Here is a 16,712-nt window from a genome sequence, read left to right on the forward strand (position 1 = left end):
GACATGCCTGTCGACCAGTGAATGGCCGCGCAGATTGTCGAAAAGCCCGCTTGCGCAATGCCTTTGGTCAATCCGCCGAAGCCGGAGAAGAGGTCGACGGCGACAAGGTCGTCGTGCGAGAAGCGGCGCTTGCCGAGGGCTGGTCGGTATTCGGCGATGGAAGTCATTGGTGTGTCCCCTCTTTCGTCCCGGTCACTCTCACCGGGTGTTACTCATAGTCTACAGTGTATGTAGACTATAGGCAACACTTTAGAGGGGCTAATTGTTGTGTTTTGATCGCCGCCTTCGGGGCCGATCCGTCATGGGACCGGCCCCGAACGTGTTGGGGGAGCTACACGTTCGCCCCTGGGCGGGGCCGGGAGGCAACGCGGCGGGCTATCTCGATGATCCTCAATGCGGCGTCGTGTTCGGCATCGTTGGTCGCCAAGTCGCTATCGATGACTTTGTCCCAGTGCTCGCAGGCTGCTGCGAGCTCGTCCAGCTCATCGGGCACCTGCTGCTCTCCATGCGCTTTTTTCGGGGTGTCCAGAAACTCGAGTTCACTCTCGTCGAACGTCCACCAGTGCACGCCTTTGAGCAACCAGCGGCCTTCGGGCAAGACTGTCGCGTCCCAGGTCTCGGTATCGTCGGCATCGCGGTCACGGAAACGAACTCGTCGCACCTGGTCCGGGGGGACGTGCTCGAAGGTGGTTGTGTTCCGGTTCACGTAGCCGACGATGTTGTCGATGATCGCGCGTTCCTCGGCGGTGAGGGCACGCTCGCGGGGGTTGGTGCTGGTCCCCATGTACCAGGCGGTTTTCTCGTGCCACAGCTTCACGTAGGTGCCGTCGATGAGGGCCTGCTCGGCGTCGCGCTTGGTGGTCAAGCGGTCGATGACGGCTCCGTCGGCCGCGCGGATGTGCCAGGTGCGGGTGTCGATCTTGTGGACGGTCCAGGTGGCCGGCGGATTGGCGAAGTGCCAGCGAGCGACCTTTTCGAATGCGGCGAGGGACATGGTGATCAGTTCCTTTCGGTGGTGGGGCAGTGGCAGATTGCGCCGCGGTGGCGGCGGTAGTCCTGGAGCGCGTCCGCGACGAGTGCGGCGATGTCGGCGTGGTTGTCGGTGGTGTCGGCCCAGCCGTGCAGTTCGGTGTAGTCGGTTGCAGCGCTGTAGATTCCGGCTGCCCAGCCGATGGTTTGTCCGGCTCGGCAGGCGTGTGATCGCTGCGGGTAGTGCGACAGTGGGCCGTCGCGGTCGGAGATCTGGATGCGGTAGCCGCCCTCCAGTGGAATTCCCGAGACGATGAGCTGACAGCCGCCGCCCGAATCAGCGACGTGCCAGTCGGCGTCGAGCAGATCAGCGAGGGCCGAGAGCGTCTGGCCGTAGCCGCGCGCACCGTGGGGATGGGTGTAGTCGATGTCGGGGTCAAAGTGTGCACATGGCGTCAGCGGGCGCTCTCACTGATCGCATACGGGGCCTGTGCGTACGCTTCCTCGGCTGCTGCGCGTTCGGCGGCGTCGAGGTCGGCTTCGTAGAACGGGGCGTTGAGGATCGCTGCAGCTGCATAGGCGGCAGCGTCGAGCCGGCGTTCGAGTTCGTATGCGTCGAGTTGCCATTCCAGCTGCGTGCCGATGCCGTTCTGGAGGGTGAGGTTGATGTCGGTGGGGTCGACGGGTTGGGTTAGCGCCATGGCGGCTGGTCCTTTCGGGTCGGATACGGGTGGTCTGCCGGGTGCGGCGTGGTGGGGGTCAGCCGAACCGAAGCAGGTCGGTGACTCGTAGGTGGAGGTAGAGCAGGCCGGTGGGGCCGAGGTCCGCAAGCTCGGGTGAGGTGTTGATCTTTTCGCGGTGTTCGGGTGACAGTTCCTGGAAACTGGTGACATGGTTGCTCTTTCGGGCTGCGATCAGTTCCAGGATGTGCCGGTGTACCTGCCGGGCCAGGGTGTCAACGGTCAGCCAGAAGTCGATGCCGTAGCCGGTGACGGCAGCGAGCGCGTCGTGCTGCACTCGGGTCACGCGAACGAATGTGTGGTTGTCATTGACGTAGCGGATTCGGGCCAGCGGGGCGCTGTCCTCAGTGGCGGCGGTCTCGAAGGGGGCGACGGTGGCGACGTAGGTGGTCGTTGTCATGGCGTACTCCTTTGTCGTGGTGGCGATTTGGTGGCGATCAGAAGGCGAATAGGTCGAGTTGTTCGGCCTGGCCATCGAGGCGCAGGGCGCGGCGCAGGATGTCCTTGGTGATGCCCCGGAGCCGGTCGGCCTCCGTGTAGTGCGCGCGGTCCTCGTCTTCGGTGGGGTGGTAGCGGGTGCACGGGCCGCTGTGGGCGTTCGGTGCCGAGTGGGCGTGTGGGCAGTGGCACCAGCCGAGGGTGCGATTGCGTTCGTCGGCTTCCTCGCGCCGAGCGGCGATGAGTTCGTCGCGGATTGAGGCCGGCAGTGTCCGGGCGTAGGCGTTGATCTGAGCTTTGGTGACAACGACGCGCACATCGCCGTGGCCGGGGGAGACCACCTTGCCGTTTCGCGTCTCGAAGCTGGTCATCCATTCCGGGCCGCCGATGGGGTGCTGGTGGTTGCAGCCTCCGAGCATGGACTGCATGAGGTGGTCAGTACCGGTGGAGTCGATCAGGCAGTCGCGGATCATCCATCCACCCACGAAGTAGAGCAGCCATCGCTGGTCAGTCGTGAGATCGCTCATCTGGCTTGTCCTTCCGCTCCGACCTGTTGCCTATAGTCTACATCTAAATGTAGACTATAGGCAACAGCTAGTGAGAACGGATGAGACGAGATGCGTTTTGCAACAGATACTTTCGAGTACGCTCATAGCCGGACAGTTCGGCTGAGTGGCCTCGATGAGAGTGCGCCTGCGCCGACAGTAGTGATGTCATTTGGCCTTGGACTGGATTCCGCGTCGGTGCTCGTGCGCTGGCTGACCGAACCGGCTTCGCGGGACTTCGACCTTTCAGAACTGGCTGTGGTGACCGCGATGACCGGCCACGAAAGTGGGGCCACGATCGAGGCCATTTCCCAGCTCGTCATTCCGATGTTGGCGGAACAATCGGTGCGGTTCATTCAGGTGGCACGCTCGCAGCGGCGCACCACGCGCGCGGGAGCCGGCGTCGTCGTCCTTGATGATTCCCGGTCACCATCTCGCCTCTACGCCGAAGGCCTCTACACCCTCGGTGACGAACTCCTTTCTGCCGCAACGCTGCCCCAGCTTGGAGGCCGTAGGCTGTGCTCGGTGCATTCGAAGGGCGATGCCCTCGATCCTGTGATCGCACGCATCACCAAGGGGCAGCCGTACCGGCATGCCGTGGGGTTCGAGGCCGATGAACGGTCACGGTCAGACAAGGATCGAGTGCACAACACGGAGCTACGGGTCGGCTGGTACCCCCTGCAAGATTGGGGCTGGACCCGCCGGGACTGCGCGCAGTATGTCCTCGACGTGCTAGGACTTGAGATTCCGAAAAGCTGCTGCGGTTTCTGCCCCTACTCGATGTCGAGCGCGGCGGGTCGCGACCAGGTGATCGAGCGCTATCGCCGCGAACCGCAGCTGGCCGTCGATGCCCTCTTCCTGGAATACGTTGCGCGCAGCATCAATCCGTTGCAAACCCTGATCGTCGGCAGCAGCGTGGCGGACTTGGTTGCAGACGCAGGGCTGAGCGAGACGCTGGCGCTCTTCCAGGGCCGCCTGGCGTCCGCTGAATGGTCCCTGTACGAGGTGCGCCGGGTGGTCCGGCCTGCAAAGAACGGCGGGCGGGGCATCACCGCTCGCGCACTTGAGGTCGTGGCCACCGGCAGCCGCGCCGCCATGGCCGAACAACTTGCAACACGGCCTGGCCGGCGAGTACTCGGGGCCGACGGCATCGTGCGCCACATCCTGCGGGAGCGGTCCGAGGACGGCGCCGATCATCTGTTCGTCGCGGCCCCAGCCGGCGCGGAGTCCAAGAAGCGAGGCGGGTTCGAGCAATGGTGGCAGGAGGCGACCAGTGAAGCGCTGTTCTGAGTCCACGATCGACACCGCGGACCGTAGACTATGTGCAACACCAGCACGCAGAGAGCAGGTCCGCATGTCCGACGAAGATGACCCCGCCGTCCTGGAGCGGCTCGGGGCGAAAATCAAGGCACGCCGCGAACGGCAAGGGATCTCCCAGGGTGTGCTCGCCGAACGAGCCGACATTCACCGCACCTACGTGAATCAGGTCGAAAACGGGCGCCGGAACATCACCGTTGGCCTCCTGGCACGCATTTCGACCGCATTGGGTACGACGCCGTCGGCCCTGACCAAGGGCATCCTGTCGGAAAGTGCTGAGGAAGCCGACCACCAGGACACCTAGACAGCACAGCGCCCGAACGCACGAACAGAACACAGCGTTCGGGGGCCGCCGCGTCAAGCAACGGACTCGAGGTCACGCCAGAAAGGGAAGGACCAGCAACACGATGACGATAGGCGAGGACCAACCGATTGCCGCTGATAGCACTCTGCGCGTGCGGGACGCCTTCTACCCCGACGAGTTTGACTATGCACTCGCGCCCATCGCGCACACGATGACCTCCGATGACGCCCGAATTCACCAGAGCCTGTTTGAAATTCAAGAAGCGCTCATGGCATTGCCCCCGGCGGGCGCACCGATGCATGTGCTGCACCGAGAAATCGAACCGTGGAGGCGTTTCGACGACCCCAGCGTGGATACGGATGCGGTATTGGAGTTCGCTCTGGGGTTCGGAGAGGCGGGCCACCGGAACGGACGGTTCATGACCCTCGCCGGCGGGCCGGCACCGGTGGCGACACTCACCGAGGCGCACGTGGACCTGCTGCACGCGCTACGGGAGTCTCCCGACCGAGCCGGCTGGGTATCCATCATCTGTCGGCCACGGCCCCGGTGGACGCCCCCGGTGGGCGGGACGGACGCGGTAGCCGCGGTTCGTGGCCACATGCTCGCAGCGACGAACGGGGACGTGGCGTCGCTGCGGCGAGGAGCCACGGGCCCATTGCTTGATGCGATGGCACGTCTCACCGACGCGGAACTCACGGACGCTGTGCGCGAGGCCTACGACACTGCGCCGACGGTGCTCGTGCTCGCTCGCAGCAACGGTCGGCCCGGCCACCATCACGTTCTGACCAACTCGGCACTTCATTTCGATGTCGACGACAGCGCCGGTAGTTGGCTGATCAGGCAAGTGCGGTTGATGGGGCGGACCGACCAATTCGGAACTCTGCTGGGGTGCTGGCGACCGCTCTTGACGGAGAACGAGGACAGCAGCGAGTCGGCCAGCCTCCGGGTCTGAACAAGGTCGATCTCTCCTTGAGTTGGCGACGCCCGATTCACGTCGCAGTGACCTTCGCGTCCGAACGGGTTACCAGTGGCAGCCTTTGGTCCGGCGAACGATAGCGCAGTCAGCTCATCCAGTAGAGCGGTAATTGCTCCCAGGTTTTGGTGATCCAGTCCAGTTGCATCCGATTGCTCTCGGCGATAGGGCGATGTTCCCAGGTGTCGATGCGTTGGGAAAACCAGCCAACCCAGTCATTTGGTCGGCCGCCAGCGGCGAGGCCAGCCAGGTAAGACGCGCACGCACGGTCGCGGGCCACGATGTAAAGGCTGGTCTGCTGCCGGATGAGGTTATCGGTAGCAATGTCCGACCCGTAATCCTCCTTGCGGACCATATCGGCGAGTCCGCCGTCGTGGAACACATGGGGATGGAGAAAGCTGGTCGATCGCGTCTCCAGCGCCAAGTGCTGCTGGGCGGCCTTGTGGATGTAGTCCTGGACCAGGAGTGCCCTGGTGGTGCCAAACCACGATCCCAATGCCTCCTCCCAGTCAGCCGACGCTGCGGGCTCCCACGCAGCGACGGGCATCTGCCGAACTTCTTCAAGGGCGAGCATCGCGACGTCGGGTGGGCACCCGGCGGCACGGGTCAGTTGCTCCCGCCAGTTCAGCGTCAGACTTCCGCCTCTAGCCGCCTCCAGTGCCCGTCCGAGTATTTCGCGAACCCACAGGTTGTGCAGGGACGTGGTGAGGCCGTTATTTAGGTCTCGCGCCCTGCCCTCGTACTCGTTCATGATTGTCCGTTTCTTGTGGGGTCGTCGGCGACATGAAGGCGGCGGCATCGAGGATCCTCGCCTGCGTCGCCGTGCCCTTAGCGGTCACTGGCGGCCCATGGTCATGACTGGAATTGAAGCGTCGACGGGGGCGACGAGTGGGGCGACTGGGGCCACGTCGCAGGGTGCGGCATCCAGCGGAACGCGAGATGGTGGAACTTGCCCTCGCGGTCCTGCAACGGCCGTCCATATCCCGGGATCGCAGGTTCGACGTTCTGCTCGATGTGCGGCGCGACATCGGTCCAGCGGTAGTTGAATTGGTCAGCAACATACTTCGTGGTGACGTTCACTGCTTGCTCATGCGGCACCAACCATGCGAGGCGGGACCAGGCGGTTCGATCGTTGAAAGGCTCCCCGTCCTGCGTGCATGCGTAGTGCTGAACCCACAGTGTGCCGCTGTCGACTTCAGGTTCAACCCATCTCCAGGCATGCGCGGCAAAGTGCCGGACGTGTTCAGCTTCGCTCATCTTGTTGCCGTTCGGGTCGTCGTAGCTGCGCCGGTCGACGGTGGTGAGCCTCCCGCTCCGGTCATCGATTTCGGCGCGGTGAAACACCGTCAGATCGCCGTTCGCGAAGCAGACACGTGCTGGCTGGAACGCGGTGATAGCGGACGCTGCTGGTGGGTTCTCAGTGGCCATCTGTTCCTCATTTTCGGTGCGGTGGCGATGAATCGCGGTGCGGTTCCTCTATTTTGGCGCAAGGGACTGACATACCCGGGTGACGACGTCGGCGAGGGCTGTGTCACCGCGGCGGTTCAGGAGCCTGAGGACGTCCTCGGGTGCACAGTCCAGCCTCGTGGCGAGGCTGCGGAGGGTGATCCTCTTGGTCCCGAGAAGGAGCTCGAGCAGAGGCTCGCCGGCAGTGCTCGCCGGAATGCGACGAGCAGTGAGAGTGTTTTTGGCCGTGTCGAAGATCAGCACCACGGTGTCACCGATCTGCGCGCCGTGGGACTTGGCGAGTGCGCGAATAGTCCCAAGGCGTGGACCGTTGGTGCTCCACAGCGGCCAGATCACCGCGACGTCTCCGACAGCTGTGCCGAAGTTGCGCCGCTCGCCGGGTTGCACTCCCGCACCGGCTGCGGTGGCCGCCGGAATCTGGACCGCGGAGCCGCGCAACAGCTCGCACGTGACAGGTAGGGCGAGTCGAATGGTGTTGCCGTGCTGGAAGGTTCCACGGGCGGTGTTCCAGTGAGGCTGGGTCGGCAAGGGGTCATCGTCACGGCGGCGGCGCAAGGTTCCTTTTTCGGAGATGAACGCCAGGGATGCCATGTACCCGCGTACGGAAGCTTCGGCAACATCGGGCACTGCGGTCAGAATGTCGGCGACCAGGTCAGCGCTGCGCACGCGTCCGCCGGCAGTGTCGATGCGGCGCCCGATCTCGTCGACAACGCCCTGATACTGAACCGTTCCCCACGCCCGCAATGCCCACGTGGTTCGCGATGCCCGGACGAATCGCTCGTCGCTGGACAGCGTTCCCATGAGCGTCTCCAGGGTCAGCTGGCTGTCGATCATCGCGTGAATGTCCGCGCCGGTCATCGGCTTGCGCATCGCGTGCAAGATCGCTTCGGCTTGCTCGCGTGACGTCGGGCCCCACTGCACGCAGCCACCGTTGAGGCGGCGCAGGTTAAAGAATGTCGCGAGGAAGTCCGGGACGACGGCTGCGGGCATGCCCGCATCGACAAGCTTGGCGGCGAGTGTCTTGTCAGTGTGAACGGGGGACGTGTCGAATGCGCGGGCAACGACGTCGAGCACGCGGCGCTCACCGTCGATGGCACGGTTCTCGTGCCAGTCACCGCGAGGCACGTACGGTCCGGCGAGATACAGGTACATCTGCGCCTCAGCGCTGTCGGGGTCTAGGCGATATTCCCGGAGATGGTGGATAACGCGCTGGCTCGGCGTGTAGGGGCCAAGAACAGCACGTAACGCGTCAGCGTGGCGGGTCACGTCGTGGTGGGCCGGTTCGGCGAGCATTTCGGCAAACCGGCGCTTGGCTCGGGGCCGGTTCCGCTCAAACCATGCTGGGTCGACGCCAAGTTCGGCCGCGACGTCCTCGCGGGGGATCGGGTCGATCGGAAACACGAGACGGGTGAGCATGGTCCGATCGACTGGATCGAGACGATCCAGCAGGACGTGGGCGGCCGCTGGGGCGGTGAGCAGGTGGCGGCCTCGGGCCGCGCGGTGTGCGGCGACGGTTTCGATCGCGGCGGCGACAGTGGCGCGCAACGTGCGTTCACCTGCTCCGGGAAGGGCCATCAGGTCTTCCATCAGTTCATCGGCGAGGTCAGCCCAGTGGGTGTAGCGCGGGCGATAGGCGCTCATGGCCCGGCCTGGGAGCCGGGAGTATGGGATGGCTATCGGGCCGATTTCTTCTAGGCCGGAAACCTTGGACCCAAAGGTGTTCTTGGGTCCAAGCCACTCGACGGGGATCGGCGGCACGGGCGGTTTGGCTCCTTTCGCTTTTGAGTTAGGGGACGCCGGGCTATGCCGGCGACGCCGCCGAGTCGTGGGGGGCCGTGTCCCACGGCCGGGGTTGCTCGGATCCGTTCTGCTCGTCGCGGCGGACTGGTTCGTTGTTGCCTGGGGTGGCGTTGTTGGACATGGGTATCGCTACCATCCGGCGTAGGAGACTAGGAGGTCCGCGAGGACCTGGCGGCGTGGTTGGTCGAGTCGACTCGAGATGTCGCTGAAGCCGCGTGCGCCGACCAGTTGGAGCATTTCGCCGCCGGATTCGGCGTCGTAAAAGGACACCAGGGCGGCGAGAAATACCGACTCACCCGACGAGAGCACGTCGAGTTCGTTGCTGATCAGGTCGACCCGAGGTTCCAAGTCCCATTTGCTCCGGGCGGTCGCAGGCGTGCGGTCGACGCCGAAATAGCCGGACCCGGCCAGCTTGACCGCTTCCTTCCACGCACCGAAAAACGCGTCCTCGTCGTAGAACGTCGCGGTCACAGGCCGTCCTCCCTGATGGTCTCGATGATGCGATCAGCCAGCTCCGCAACCGTGCTGCGAGTGGGTGCATGGTGCGTGTTCGCGCCCACGATCCACGTTGCGGGCTCGTATCGGAGAAAGTAGACGTTGAAGTCCACAGCTTGGCCCTGGTCGTCCTCATCAATTTCGCACACCTGCTCAGTGTCGTCATCTGACCCGCCCTCGCGCGCGTCCCATCCGCGTGAACGCAGTTCGGTAGCAAGGGATTCCGCCGTCACGATCGGTGGGGAGTCGTTGGCGTCACCGCTCGCGGCGTTCATGGGTGGTCCCTCACGGTTGCCTCAGCCCGCTCCAGCGGGGTGCCCGGCAGCGTAGCGGGTGTCGCGGTCTGTGCGATTGCGGCGGCGATCGCCACGTCGAGCGCCCCCACGGCCCACTCTCCGGGCATTTCAGCAGCCTCATCCCAAGGGGTGTCCAGATCGACGCTCACCGTGACCGGGACGGGCAGCGCCAAGGCCTCCAGTCGCTCCCTGACCGCATGGGCGAGGCGGTCGCCGTAGTCGGCCAGCTCCTGACGCCGTAGCGCTTCCAGGCGTTCTCTGAGGTCCGCAAGAGCCGTGAGCGCGTCGTCGGCGGCCTGTTCCTCTGCGGTGAGTTCGGTGGGGTTGTCGCGTTCTGCGGCCATCGCCGCTTCGAGTTCCTCCACCGTGAGTAGCGGCGGAGGTGGACCTTCAATGATTTCCGTACCTCGGTCCATGTAGTAGCGCCGCATGTCCTCGGACAATTCGTGCCCGGGATAGCTGTACACGTGGCCGGGACTGATCGCGTCTTCGCGCCGTGAAAGCTCCACTTCGGCGGCGTCGAGTTCACGGAACCAAGTCGATGCATCGGTATCGATCAGGATGCGTTCGGGATTCAGGACAACCTTGACCGGCACGGTGCGGTGGCGCCACAGATCCCACTCGTCGGGGCCCACCGTGGACGTCAGCGCCTGGCGGATCACGTCCGCCTCCCAGGAGCCAGGGCGGCCCGCGAGAATCTTTTCAATCCCACCGATGTTGGCCGCTGCGCCGGCCAGCGCGTGCGTAACGAATTCTGCCCAGTCGATCGCCAGGGCGGCCCGTGGGTCCGGGTTCGCTTCCCATCCGCCCGAACTGCTCTGGCGCATAGGCTGATTCGTCAAATGAGCAGCCTCGGTCAGCACGGAGATAGCGTCGTGAAGTACTTCCACATACGGGCGCGCGGCCTCGGCGTTGACCTCTGTCAGATACCCGCTGTCAAACAGCGCCGCGGACAACACGCTTCGATATGGCTGACCGGTGACTCTGGCGATCGCGTTCAGGTTGTCCAAGTCGTGCAGCTGGCTCATCTTCTCGGTGCGCCAGTTGTTCAGTTGGCGCCGGCTGACGCCGATGCGCCGCGCGAGTTCGGTATCAGCGACACCGGTGGCGCTTTTGTATCTGTCGATCAGAGCGCCGAGGCGGGTGGTGGTGGCGGCCATGCCGCCAGTATGGCTCCGTTACCAGCCGATGTCTACTGCTATTTCCCATGTCGGTACAGTCCGAGTTTACATAAGATAGCTTATCGGCGTGTTTTCAGGCGTGAATTACAGCCTGATAAAGCGCTGCAATAACCGCCCGCGTAGCGGCTTGCGTGTTAGGCTCGCGCCATGGTCAAAACCAGCCCGAACCGCATGCGCTCGGTCACCGACGCTCGCAGCGGCCTCAACGCGCTGCTCAGCGCCGCCGAAGACGGCATCACGACACACATCGTCAAAAACTCGAAAATTGTTGCCCACCTTGTTCCTTCGAACGCACTGATCCTGGATGGAGCGGTCAATCTGCTGGACCAGATGCTTACGCGCCTGGCCCTGGATGCCGCAGCAGACTCTGCTCGATGGTTCGCGAACGGCCGACTGGCGAGCGCAGGTGATTTCATGGGCGAACTGCTGGCGTGGACCTGGACGACCGACCAGCACGTCTTTAGCTACACGCTGGCGCACTACCACCGAGCACTGGAGCGGCATGTCGGCCAAGACATCACCCGCGAGCAACTTGTGCCGGGTCTAGAAGCGGCCCTGGCCGCAGCCATGAGCGACAGCGAAATCCGTGATGTGCGGTCCTACCTGAACGGACGGTCCTACTGGTGCGATTACTACCCGAATGCCAATGCGCAGTTCAGTTTTCGCCCCGTCCCGAATGTCCAGGCCGATACCTAAACGTCACTGTGACGTAAATCGACCACCCCGATACATGGAGTCAAATGATGGCCGACGACGAAACTAGCGAAGATAACGAAGTAATCGAGAACCCTGTGCCGGGCGGTCCTACCGGGCTGCGCCGATTGGAAACCGTCGCTGAGCTGTCGGCGTTTCCTGACGGGACGGTGGTGATCTGGCATTCGTCGAACGGTCTGGGGTACGAACGTCAGGCGGGAGTGCTCGACACAGCCTGGGGCGGTGAACGCAACGTCAGGCCGGTCACGATTCATATCGTTGAGTTCAGCACTGATCTTGACGAACTTGAGCCGCCGTTATGGGTGCTGACGTTCGAGGATTCACCTGGATCGTCCGAGGGGCAGCGCGGGTAGCACGCTGCGTCGCGTTGAACTGGCCCACCAGCTGCTGCACCCCGTTAAGGGGTCCACCCCAGTTTTGACGCATCATGGTCTACATCGGGTGGAGCTGGACAATCGAGGGACGTGAGTGCGCATGCAATCCTTGTCAGCGAAGATCAATCGTCTTTTTGAGGTCATGCACCGCCGGGATGAGCCTGCTATGTCGACCGAAGCCGCTGCGGCGGGAATCGTTGAGCGAACCGGTGTCACGATTGATCCGGCGTATCTAGGTCGACTGCGGTCGGGAGCAGAGTCGGCGCCGAAAATCAGCGAGCTGATGGCGATTGCCAGCTTTTTCGGTGTGTCCTCAGAGTATTTGACCGAAGACCGGGCGGACATCGAGGACCAGCTGACCTTATTGGAATTGATGCGCGATGGGCCGCGGGTCTTTGAGTGCCGGCGCCTCGGCTAACTGTGCTATTCCATGATCCTGGTTACGCAGCGTCCCGTGATGGTCGGCGAATAGTGAGGTGACAAGGCATGGCTGGGGCCAGTGCGCATACCGCTGCCGAAGGGCGGTTGGTGTATCAATGCGAGACCGTCATCGACCCGCCGGTAACTCGGCAATGGGTCAGTATCAAGGTGTTCACCTTGCCTGCTGATGTGGGTGATCAGACCGCGTTGGCGCTGATGATCGCCCATGTCCGGTACCGAGACAGCTATGCCTCATCGATATTTGAAGACGCCAAAACCATTCACGGTCCGTACCGGTTGAGTGCCATCACTCCCGAGACATTCACCGTCGTGAATGCCGCCGATGTCGACACCGCGATCCGCAACTGGGCTGAGCATGTGATCCGCGACTGGGACGGGGATTTCGTGTCTTGGCCCAAGGCCGAGCGCGAGGCGATGGACCGCCAGATCTATCCCCGCATCCAGCGGGCCACCGTGATCTACCGATTGCCGGACATGCGCGCTACCGCTCAGCATGATTGGGGTGATGTCGTCGGTAGCGAGGCTGGGTTCCACGAATTCGTCGTCATCGACCGGACCGCGTGCGAGTTGGCGTTAGTCGTCGCCAGCGACGACTAAGTCGCTGGCGGCTGCCGCGTAATCCAGCCCTCATAACCTCAGTACACGATTTCATGCACGGCGCGTGATAATGCCTTGCGGCACAACAGTATCCGGCCCGCATAGTCGGTATCGTGTTGCTAAGTGTGCTATTCGATGACCTCACCGCGTAACCAAAGTCGTGGAACACCCCAGCTAGGGTGACCGATATGAGTGTGTCCGATCGAGTCGCCGACCCGTCGTCTGTGCCGCCGTCACCCTCGGGTGCCACGGCGAAAACCATGGCGGTGCTTGCGCTGCTCGGCGGTATCGCCAATCTCGCCTCTGCTGTCCTGCTCGTCGCCGCTGGTAGCTATCTGTCCGATCAGGACACGATGCCCGGCTGGTACCGCGCCACGACGTACGCGGTTGCCGCGTGCGGGTTCGTCGTGGCCGGGGCACTGCTGGCCGGCGGTGTGATGACGTTCAAACGTCAGCGGTTCGGGCCGCGGATCGTCGCGACCGGATGTGTGTTGGGTATCGCCGTGTTCTTCGGCGACCTGGCCGCGACGCTCGCCGCGGCCCATGGCACATCCGCCACGGGAATCAGCACGTCGCCGATCCATTACTTGGCGAGTCTCATCATGCCGGTCGCGACGTTGGTGTTGGCGCTGCTGCCGTCCACCACGCAGTGGGTTTCCCGTGGCGCCACGATGCCGCCGGCACTCCCGGCCCCCGCCAAGGCCGGGAGTCGCGGGGTGCGGTGGGCGATCGTTGCCGGTGTCGCGGTGCTGGCGGTGGCCGTGGCCGGCACCGTCACCTACGTCGTGGCGCAGCATGGCTCAAATGCTTCGGATCATTGCGACAAAGCGGTCGCCGCCGCTGAGGACGTGGCGCGCTTGGAATTCGACTTCACCGGGCGCGCCGATCAGGCTCTACCGGCACTCAAAGAGCGCCTGTCGCCCGATCAGTACAAAGAGATTGAACCTCGACTCGTTCTCATCAGCTCAATGTCAGGCAAGGATCAGATCACCACGCACCTCAGTGGCCTGACCAGCAAGCTGATCGAGTGCTCCGGCACCACCGCCCATGTCGAATCCCGGTTCACGGTGGAATCGTCATCGCCCAATTCACCTGCGCCGCAGACCCGCAACGCGACGCAGAACGCCACCCTCGAATATCAGAAGGACCGGTGGATCGTCACCAAGTTTGACACCGTTCAGTCGCCGCGCTGACGGGGCGGGAGGGTCGCGCGCGCAGCTGAGTGACCGCCGTCGGGCACCAAAATCAGTGTCGGCTCCGGTTGACCGTGGCCGATACGATTGTGGGTGCAAAAGGGGGTGCATCAGGTGAACGTTCGGGTCGACACTGCCGCGCTGACGACGGCCGCAGGACAACTGTCGGCAAGCAGCCAATCGCATACCCCGATGGTCGCTCAGCCTCCCGGTGTGGACGCGACGTCGGTCGCCGCCGTCGCGCAGATCAATGCCGGATCGGCCGCGTTGGCGGCACTACTGGATCACGGCAGCGCACTGCGCAGCGTGGGTGGCCTAGCCGTGGCCAACACCGCGGCGTTTTTGGAAAGCCAGGACGAAGCCAACGCCTCCGCAATCGCTGGCGGAAACTCCCCCGCTTCCGCCGGCGGGGTGGCGTCGCTACCCATGATCACCACACCCCAGGTGCCCACGATCCCTCCCATGCCGGCAGCGGTACCCGCAATGCCCGGTGAGGCCCACGCTCAGGCGCTCTACGGAGGCCCGGGCACACAATCCTTGTACGCGTTCGCCGATCACTGGTCGAGCATGAGCACACAGCTGCACGAGCAATCGGCAACTGTCGCAAGCACAGCGCACGCTATCGACAACAACTGGGAAGACGGAACCCAGCAAGCCGGCGCTAACACGCGCAAACACGCGCAATGGGTGTCAGATATGGCTGACCACGCCAACGACATAGCGCGCCATGCCCGCGACGTGGCAGCCGGATTCGACGTCGCCAAAGCGAACACACCAAGCCCCGATGAGTTCGCCCGCAGCCGCGAGAGTCTGGCGGCCGCGATGCGGCGGTTCGCGGTTAGCCGTGGGGCTAACGCGGCAGAGGTACAGCAGTGGACGCAAGACCTGGCGACCAAGCAAGCTCAAGCCACATCGTCAGCAATGGACTATCACGCCGACGTGACAGCCGCGACTTGGCACTCAACGAGCTCGACGGTGAAAACCGCTCCGGCCATCGCCACCGGCGGCGGTCCTGACGACACGATCGTCGGCCCACACGTGGGTCCGCACGTGCAGTTGGTGGACAACGACAACGGCGTGAAGTTCCCCGGCGACCCTGGTAAAGCTCCGCAGATCGGGCCGTTTCCCGTCCCGCCGGAGATCGCCAAGGCAGCCGAGAATATGCCGCTGGTGCCGCCGGACAATCCCCTCAACAGGACGTTGCTGCCGACGATGCCGTCGCCTTTCGCCATCCCCGACGGCACGCAGAAGTTCTACGACGAACTCACCGCCATTATCAATCAGCACGGTCCGGCCGACGAAGCGCTCGAGGAGGCGCGCAAGGCCCGCCAGATCGCCGAACAGGCGTTGAACCAAGGGTGCAGCACGTTGACCTGGACGGGGAACTCATTGGCTTTTGTCGGGGCCACCGGGGCGTTTCTGCTGACGTTACCGGCCGACTGGACCCCGCCGGGGATTGCCGCTGCGCTGGCCACAGGGACCGCCGCGCTCGGCTCAGGCGCGGTCCTTGCCGACTGCTTCGCGAAATGATCGCCTGGAGGTGGTGGGGCGTGGCGGCGGTGAGCGCCATCGCCCTGATGGCTGCTGTACTCGTCGGCGTCGTTGCCAAGTCACCGTCGCTCGCTGCACTCGCGGCACTGGGTCTGGCAGGCTTGGGGGTTGCGGTTCATAGGCGCAGTCGGACGGTAACGTCCGGCGGCCGCCGCGCAGAGCGGGCCTGGCGCGGCGAACCACACAGTGCCGCAGAACAATTCAAATCGAACGGCAGCTATCAGCGGTCACCGATCCCCTTCCAACGCGATGGTGAACCGAACAGCGAGCGGATCATGATCGAAAACCGCGACGCCGCCGACCCCGCCGGCGCGATCGACACGTCGGCCCGGCCGGCATGGCACCGCACCGGGCACAAGCACTTCCCTTACGCAGCCCATCAGTCCGGTGTCTGGTGGGTTCTCCGCCGCAATTTCGAGTTCCCGGAGCAGGACATGTTCACCCTGTTCGTCGACGGCCTGGCCGCCGCCGACGTCACCGCCGGCCCCAACGATCCCCTGCCGCTGGTAGCGAGCATCGGCGCCCTCGACGCCGCCAGGCACGGACAGGCTATTCCGATGCTCGACGAGGACACCGCCGCCACCGTAGTGAGCACGGTGGCCGGCTACGCCGACTATGGAAGCGAACACGGCGACCACGGCCCAGTCCGATGATTGACAGTCTTGAGGTTGTGATCGCCGCGAGCGACGTGAAGTACTTGGCGGCAGTGCTGCGCGGCGAAATCGACGCCGACGATGTCGACCTGACCGACACTCCCCGTCAACCGAACCGTCAGCACGCGAATCGCTCGATGCTGGCGCGCGCATCGCGACATCACCGTCGTTTCACCCGCCGCCCGATCGCGTCGGTGAGCACATCAAGTTCGGCTAGTCGAGAATGTCTGCCTCGTCCTCTGACGTGAAAGGCAGGTGGTGGTCGGTGCTGGCGGCGTCGGTGAGCACGAGCATCCTCGGGCCGTTCGCAGAGTGCGCGCGGCCATCAGCGCCCAGGCCCAGTGCGGCGGTGTGAGCGATGCCCACGACTCGACCGACGATGCCGGCGAAGCGGACGCGCCGGTTGCGGTAGGTCGGGTTGGCCAACTGCTCGACCCGAACACGTGATGATCGCACTGAGAGGCCTGGCACGAAGCGTCGTTCGGATCCGGTAAACGCTCCTGGTCCGAGCATATCGGAGCTGACGCCGCCCGCATTTGAGCTTGACGGCCCAGCGGTAGCCGTTGGTCGGTCGGCGCCGAGTCCCGCCGGTCGCGGCGTTGCCAGCCAGGATGCATCCTCATCGTGGCGCATTAGGGCGTCCTTTCCTGGACTCGAATCACTT

Annotated in this window: 21 protein-coding genes; 10 read left to right on the plus strand and 11 right to left on the minus strand. The window is 64.1% G+C overall.

Translation table 11 applies throughout. From position 1 onward, the window contains the following. Positions 1-331 precede the first annotated feature (331 nt). From A7G45_RS14535 to A7G45_RS14550, 4 genes are all read right to left on the minus strand, one after another. Entirely contained in the window at positions 332-994 is a 663-nt protein-coding gene (locus A7G45_RS14535) for a hypothetical protein (RefSeq protein WP_260938245.1), read from the minus strand. A 430-nt stretch (positions 995-1,424) separates the two neighbouring features. Then, positions 1,425-1,670, minus strand: coding sequence for a hypothetical protein (locus tag A7G45_RS14540; protein ID WP_260938247.1), 246 nt, complete (start codon positions 1,668-1,670; stop codon positions 1,425-1,427). Positions 1,671-1,728: 58 nt separating this feature from the next. Next, positions 1,729-2,109 carry a hypothetical protein gene (locus A7G45_RS14545; protein ID WP_260938249.1) on the minus strand — a complete coding sequence of 127 codons (381 nt, stop codon included), beginning with the start codon at positions 2,107-2,109 and terminating at the stop codon, positions 1,729-1,731. 37 nt (positions 2,110-2,146) lie between these two features. Continuing rightward, positions 2,147-2,674 (minus strand): hypothetical protein, encoded by a 528-nt coding sequence (locus A7G45_RS14550; protein WP_260938250.1) that lies wholly within the window; start codon positions 2,672-2,674, stop codon positions 2,147-2,149. 222 nt (positions 2,675-2,896) lie between these two features. Here A7G45_RS14550 and A7G45_RS14555 point away from each other — a divergent pair, with 222 nt between their 5' ends. The 3 genes from A7G45_RS14555 (at position 2,897) to A7G45_RS14565 (ending at position 5,265) form a co-directional block, all read left to right on the plus strand. Continuing rightward, positions 2,897-3,982 (plus strand): hypothetical protein, encoded by a 1,086-nt coding sequence (locus A7G45_RS14555; protein ID WP_260938252.1) that lies wholly within the window; start codon positions 2,897-2,899, stop codon positions 3,980-3,982. A 64-nt stretch (positions 3,983-4,046) separates the two neighbouring features. After that, a complete protein-coding gene (locus A7G45_RS14560) occupies positions 4,047-4,313 on the plus strand; it encodes a helix-turn-helix domain-containing protein (protein ID WP_260938254.1) in 267 nt (88 codons plus the stop codon). Between the two features lie 103 nt (positions 4,314-4,416). Continuing rightward, a complete protein-coding gene (locus A7G45_RS14565) occupies positions 4,417-5,265 on the plus strand; it encodes a hypothetical protein (RefSeq protein ID WP_260938256.1) in 849 nt (282 codons plus the stop codon). 109 nt (positions 5,266-5,374) lie between these two features. On the opposite strand, the gene A7G45_RS14570 is transcribed toward A7G45_RS14565, so the two are convergent. The 6 genes from A7G45_RS14570 to A7G45_RS14595 form a co-directional block, all read right to left on the minus strand. Then, positions 5,375-6,037 (minus strand): hypothetical protein, encoded by a 663-nt coding sequence (locus A7G45_RS14570; RefSeq protein WP_260938258.1) that lies wholly within the window; start codon positions 6,035-6,037, stop codon positions 5,375-5,377. A 101-nt stretch (positions 6,038-6,138) separates the two neighbouring features. After that, positions 6,139-6,714, minus strand: a complete 576-nt coding sequence (locus tag A7G45_RS14575; RefSeq protein ID WP_260938259.1) for a hypothetical protein — start codon at positions 6,712-6,714, stop codon at positions 6,139-6,141. Between the two features lie 48 nt (positions 6,715-6,762). After that, positions 6,763-8,394, minus strand: a complete 1,632-nt coding sequence (locus A7G45_RS14580) for a winged helix-turn-helix domain-containing protein (RefSeq protein WP_260938269.1) — start codon at positions 8,392-8,394, stop codon at positions 6,763-6,765. Positions 8,395-8,682: 288 nt separating this feature from the next. Beyond that, positions 8,683-9,024, minus strand: a complete 342-nt coding sequence (locus tag A7G45_RS14585; protein ID WP_260938271.1) for a hypothetical protein — start codon at positions 9,022-9,024, stop codon at positions 8,683-8,685. Then, positions 9,021-9,323 (minus strand): hypothetical protein, encoded by a 303-nt coding sequence (locus tag A7G45_RS14590; protein WP_260938272.1) that lies wholly within the window; start codon positions 9,321-9,323, stop codon positions 9,021-9,023. Before A7G45_RS14590 ends, A7G45_RS14585 begins: the two co-directional genes overlap by 4 nt. Beyond that, positions 9,320-10,504, minus strand: a complete 1,185-nt coding sequence (locus A7G45_RS14595; RefSeq protein ID WP_260938274.1) for a helix-turn-helix domain-containing protein — start codon at positions 10,502-10,504, stop codon at positions 9,320-9,322. The genes A7G45_RS14590 and A7G45_RS14595 overlap by 4 nt, the downstream gene beginning before the upstream one ends. Before the next feature lie 168 nt (positions 10,505-10,672). Between A7G45_RS14595 and A7G45_RS14600 the strand changes: the two genes are divergently transcribed. The 7 genes from A7G45_RS14600 (at position 10,673) to A7G45_RS14630 (ending at position 16,048) form a co-directional block, all read left to right on the plus strand. Then, positions 10,673-11,221: a hypothetical protein gene (locus tag A7G45_RS14600; RefSeq protein ID WP_260938276.1), complete on the plus strand. Its 549-nt coding sequence runs from the start codon at positions 10,673-10,675 to the stop codon at positions 11,219-11,221. A 47-nt stretch (positions 11,222-11,268) separates the two neighbouring features. Continuing rightward, positions 11,269-11,592, plus strand: a complete 324-nt coding sequence (locus tag A7G45_RS14605) for a hypothetical protein (protein WP_260938277.1) — start codon at positions 11,269-11,271, stop codon at positions 11,590-11,592. Between the two features lie 187 nt (positions 11,593-11,779). Further along, positions 11,780-12,031 (plus strand): helix-turn-helix domain-containing protein, encoded by a 252-nt coding sequence (locus tag A7G45_RS14610; RefSeq protein WP_260938279.1) that lies wholly within the window; start codon positions 11,780-11,782, stop codon positions 12,029-12,031. 68 nt (positions 12,032-12,099) lie between these two features. After that, positions 12,100-12,651 (plus strand): hypothetical protein, encoded by a 552-nt coding sequence (locus A7G45_RS14615; RefSeq protein ID WP_260938281.1) that lies wholly within the window; start codon positions 12,100-12,102, stop codon positions 12,649-12,651. A gap of 188 nt (positions 12,652-12,839) precedes the next feature. After that, complete coding sequence (locus A7G45_RS14620; RefSeq protein ID WP_260938283.1) at positions 12,840-13,844, plus strand: hypothetical protein; 1,005 nt, start codon at positions 12,840-12,842, stop codon at positions 13,842-13,844. Between the two features lie 321 nt (positions 13,845-14,165). Next, a complete protein-coding gene (locus A7G45_RS14625; RefSeq protein WP_260938285.1) occupies positions 14,166-15,374 on the plus strand; it encodes a PPE domain-containing protein in 1,209 nt (402 codons plus the stop codon). A gap of 296 nt (positions 15,375-15,670) precedes the next feature. Beyond that, positions 15,671-16,048 (plus strand): hypothetical protein, encoded by a 378-nt coding sequence (locus tag A7G45_RS14630; protein WP_260938287.1) that lies wholly within the window; start codon positions 15,671-15,673, stop codon positions 16,046-16,048. Positions 16,049-16,261: 213 nt separating this feature from the next. Here A7G45_RS14630 and A7G45_RS14635 read toward each other — a convergent pair whose 3' ends face one another. Next, a complete protein-coding gene (locus tag A7G45_RS14635; RefSeq protein ID WP_260938288.1) occupies positions 16,262-16,504 on the minus strand; it encodes a hypothetical protein in 243 nt (80 codons plus the stop codon). Between the last annotated feature and the right edge of the window lie 208 nt (positions 16,505-16,712).

The organism is Mycolicibacterium llatzerense, from assembly GCF_025331195.1.
Lineage (GTDB): Bacteria > Actinomycetota > Actinomycetes > Mycobacteriales > Mycobacteriaceae > Mycobacterium > Mycobacterium llatzerense.

Coding starts and splice junctions, on each gene's coding strand:
- A7G45_RS14535 (WP_260938245.1), bottom strand. CDS start 994: ATGTCCCTCGCCGCATTCGAAAAGGTCGCTCGCTGGCACTTCGCCAAT.
- A7G45_RS14540 (WP_260938247.1), bottom strand. CDS start 1,670: ATGGCGCTAACCCAACCCGTCGACCCCACCGACATCAACCTCACCCTC.
- A7G45_RS14545 (WP_260938249.1), bottom strand. CDS start 2,109: ATGACAACGACCACCTACGTCGCCACCGTCGCCCCCTTCGAGACCGCC.
- A7G45_RS14550 (WP_260938250.1), bottom strand. CDS start 2,674: ATGAGCGATCTCACGACTGACCAGCGATGGCTGCTCTACTTCGTGGGT.
- A7G45_RS14560 (WP_260938254.1), top strand. CDS start 4,047: ATGTCCGACGAAGATGACCCCGCCGTCCTGGAGCGGCTCGGGGCGAAA.
- A7G45_RS14565 (WP_260938256.1), top strand. CDS start 4,417: ATGACGATAGGCGAGGACCAACCGATTGCCGCTGATAGCACTCTGCGC.
- A7G45_RS14570 (WP_260938258.1), bottom strand. CDS start 6,037: ATGAACGAGTACGAGGGCAGGGCGCGAGACCTAAATAACGGCCTCACC.
- A7G45_RS14575 (WP_260938259.1), bottom strand. CDS start 6,714: ATGGCCACTGAGAACCCACCAGCAGCGTCCGCTATCACCGCGTTCCAG.
- A7G45_RS14580 (WP_260938269.1), bottom strand. CDS start 8,394: ATGAGCGCCTATCGCCCGCGCTACACCCACTGGGCTGACCTCGCCGAT.
- A7G45_RS14590 (WP_260938272.1), bottom strand. CDS start 9,323: ATGAACGCCGCGAGCGGTGACGCCAACGACTCCCCACCGATCGTGACG.
- A7G45_RS14595 (WP_260938274.1), bottom strand. CDS start 10,504: ATGGCCGCCACCACCACCCGCCTCGGCGCTCTGATCGACAGATACAAA.
- A7G45_RS14600 (WP_260938276.1), top strand. CDS start 10,673: ATGGTCAAAACCAGCCCGAACCGCATGCGCTCGGTCACCGACGCTCGC.
- A7G45_RS14605 (WP_260938277.1), top strand. CDS start 11,269: ATGGCCGACGACGAAACTAGCGAAGATAACGAAGTAATCGAGAACCCT.
- A7G45_RS14610 (WP_260938279.1), top strand. CDS start 11,780: ATGTCGACCGAAGCCGCTGCGGCGGGAATCGTTGAGCGAACCGGTGTC.
- A7G45_RS14615 (WP_260938281.1), top strand. CDS start 12,100: ATGGCTGGGGCCAGTGCGCATACCGCTGCCGAAGGGCGGTTGGTGTAT.
- A7G45_RS14620 (WP_260938283.1), top strand. CDS start 12,840: ATGAGTGTGTCCGATCGAGTCGCCGACCCGTCGTCTGTGCCGCCGTCA.
- A7G45_RS14630 (WP_260938287.1), top strand. CDS start 15,671: ATGATCGAAAACCGCGACGCCGCCGACCCCGCCGGCGCGATCGACACG.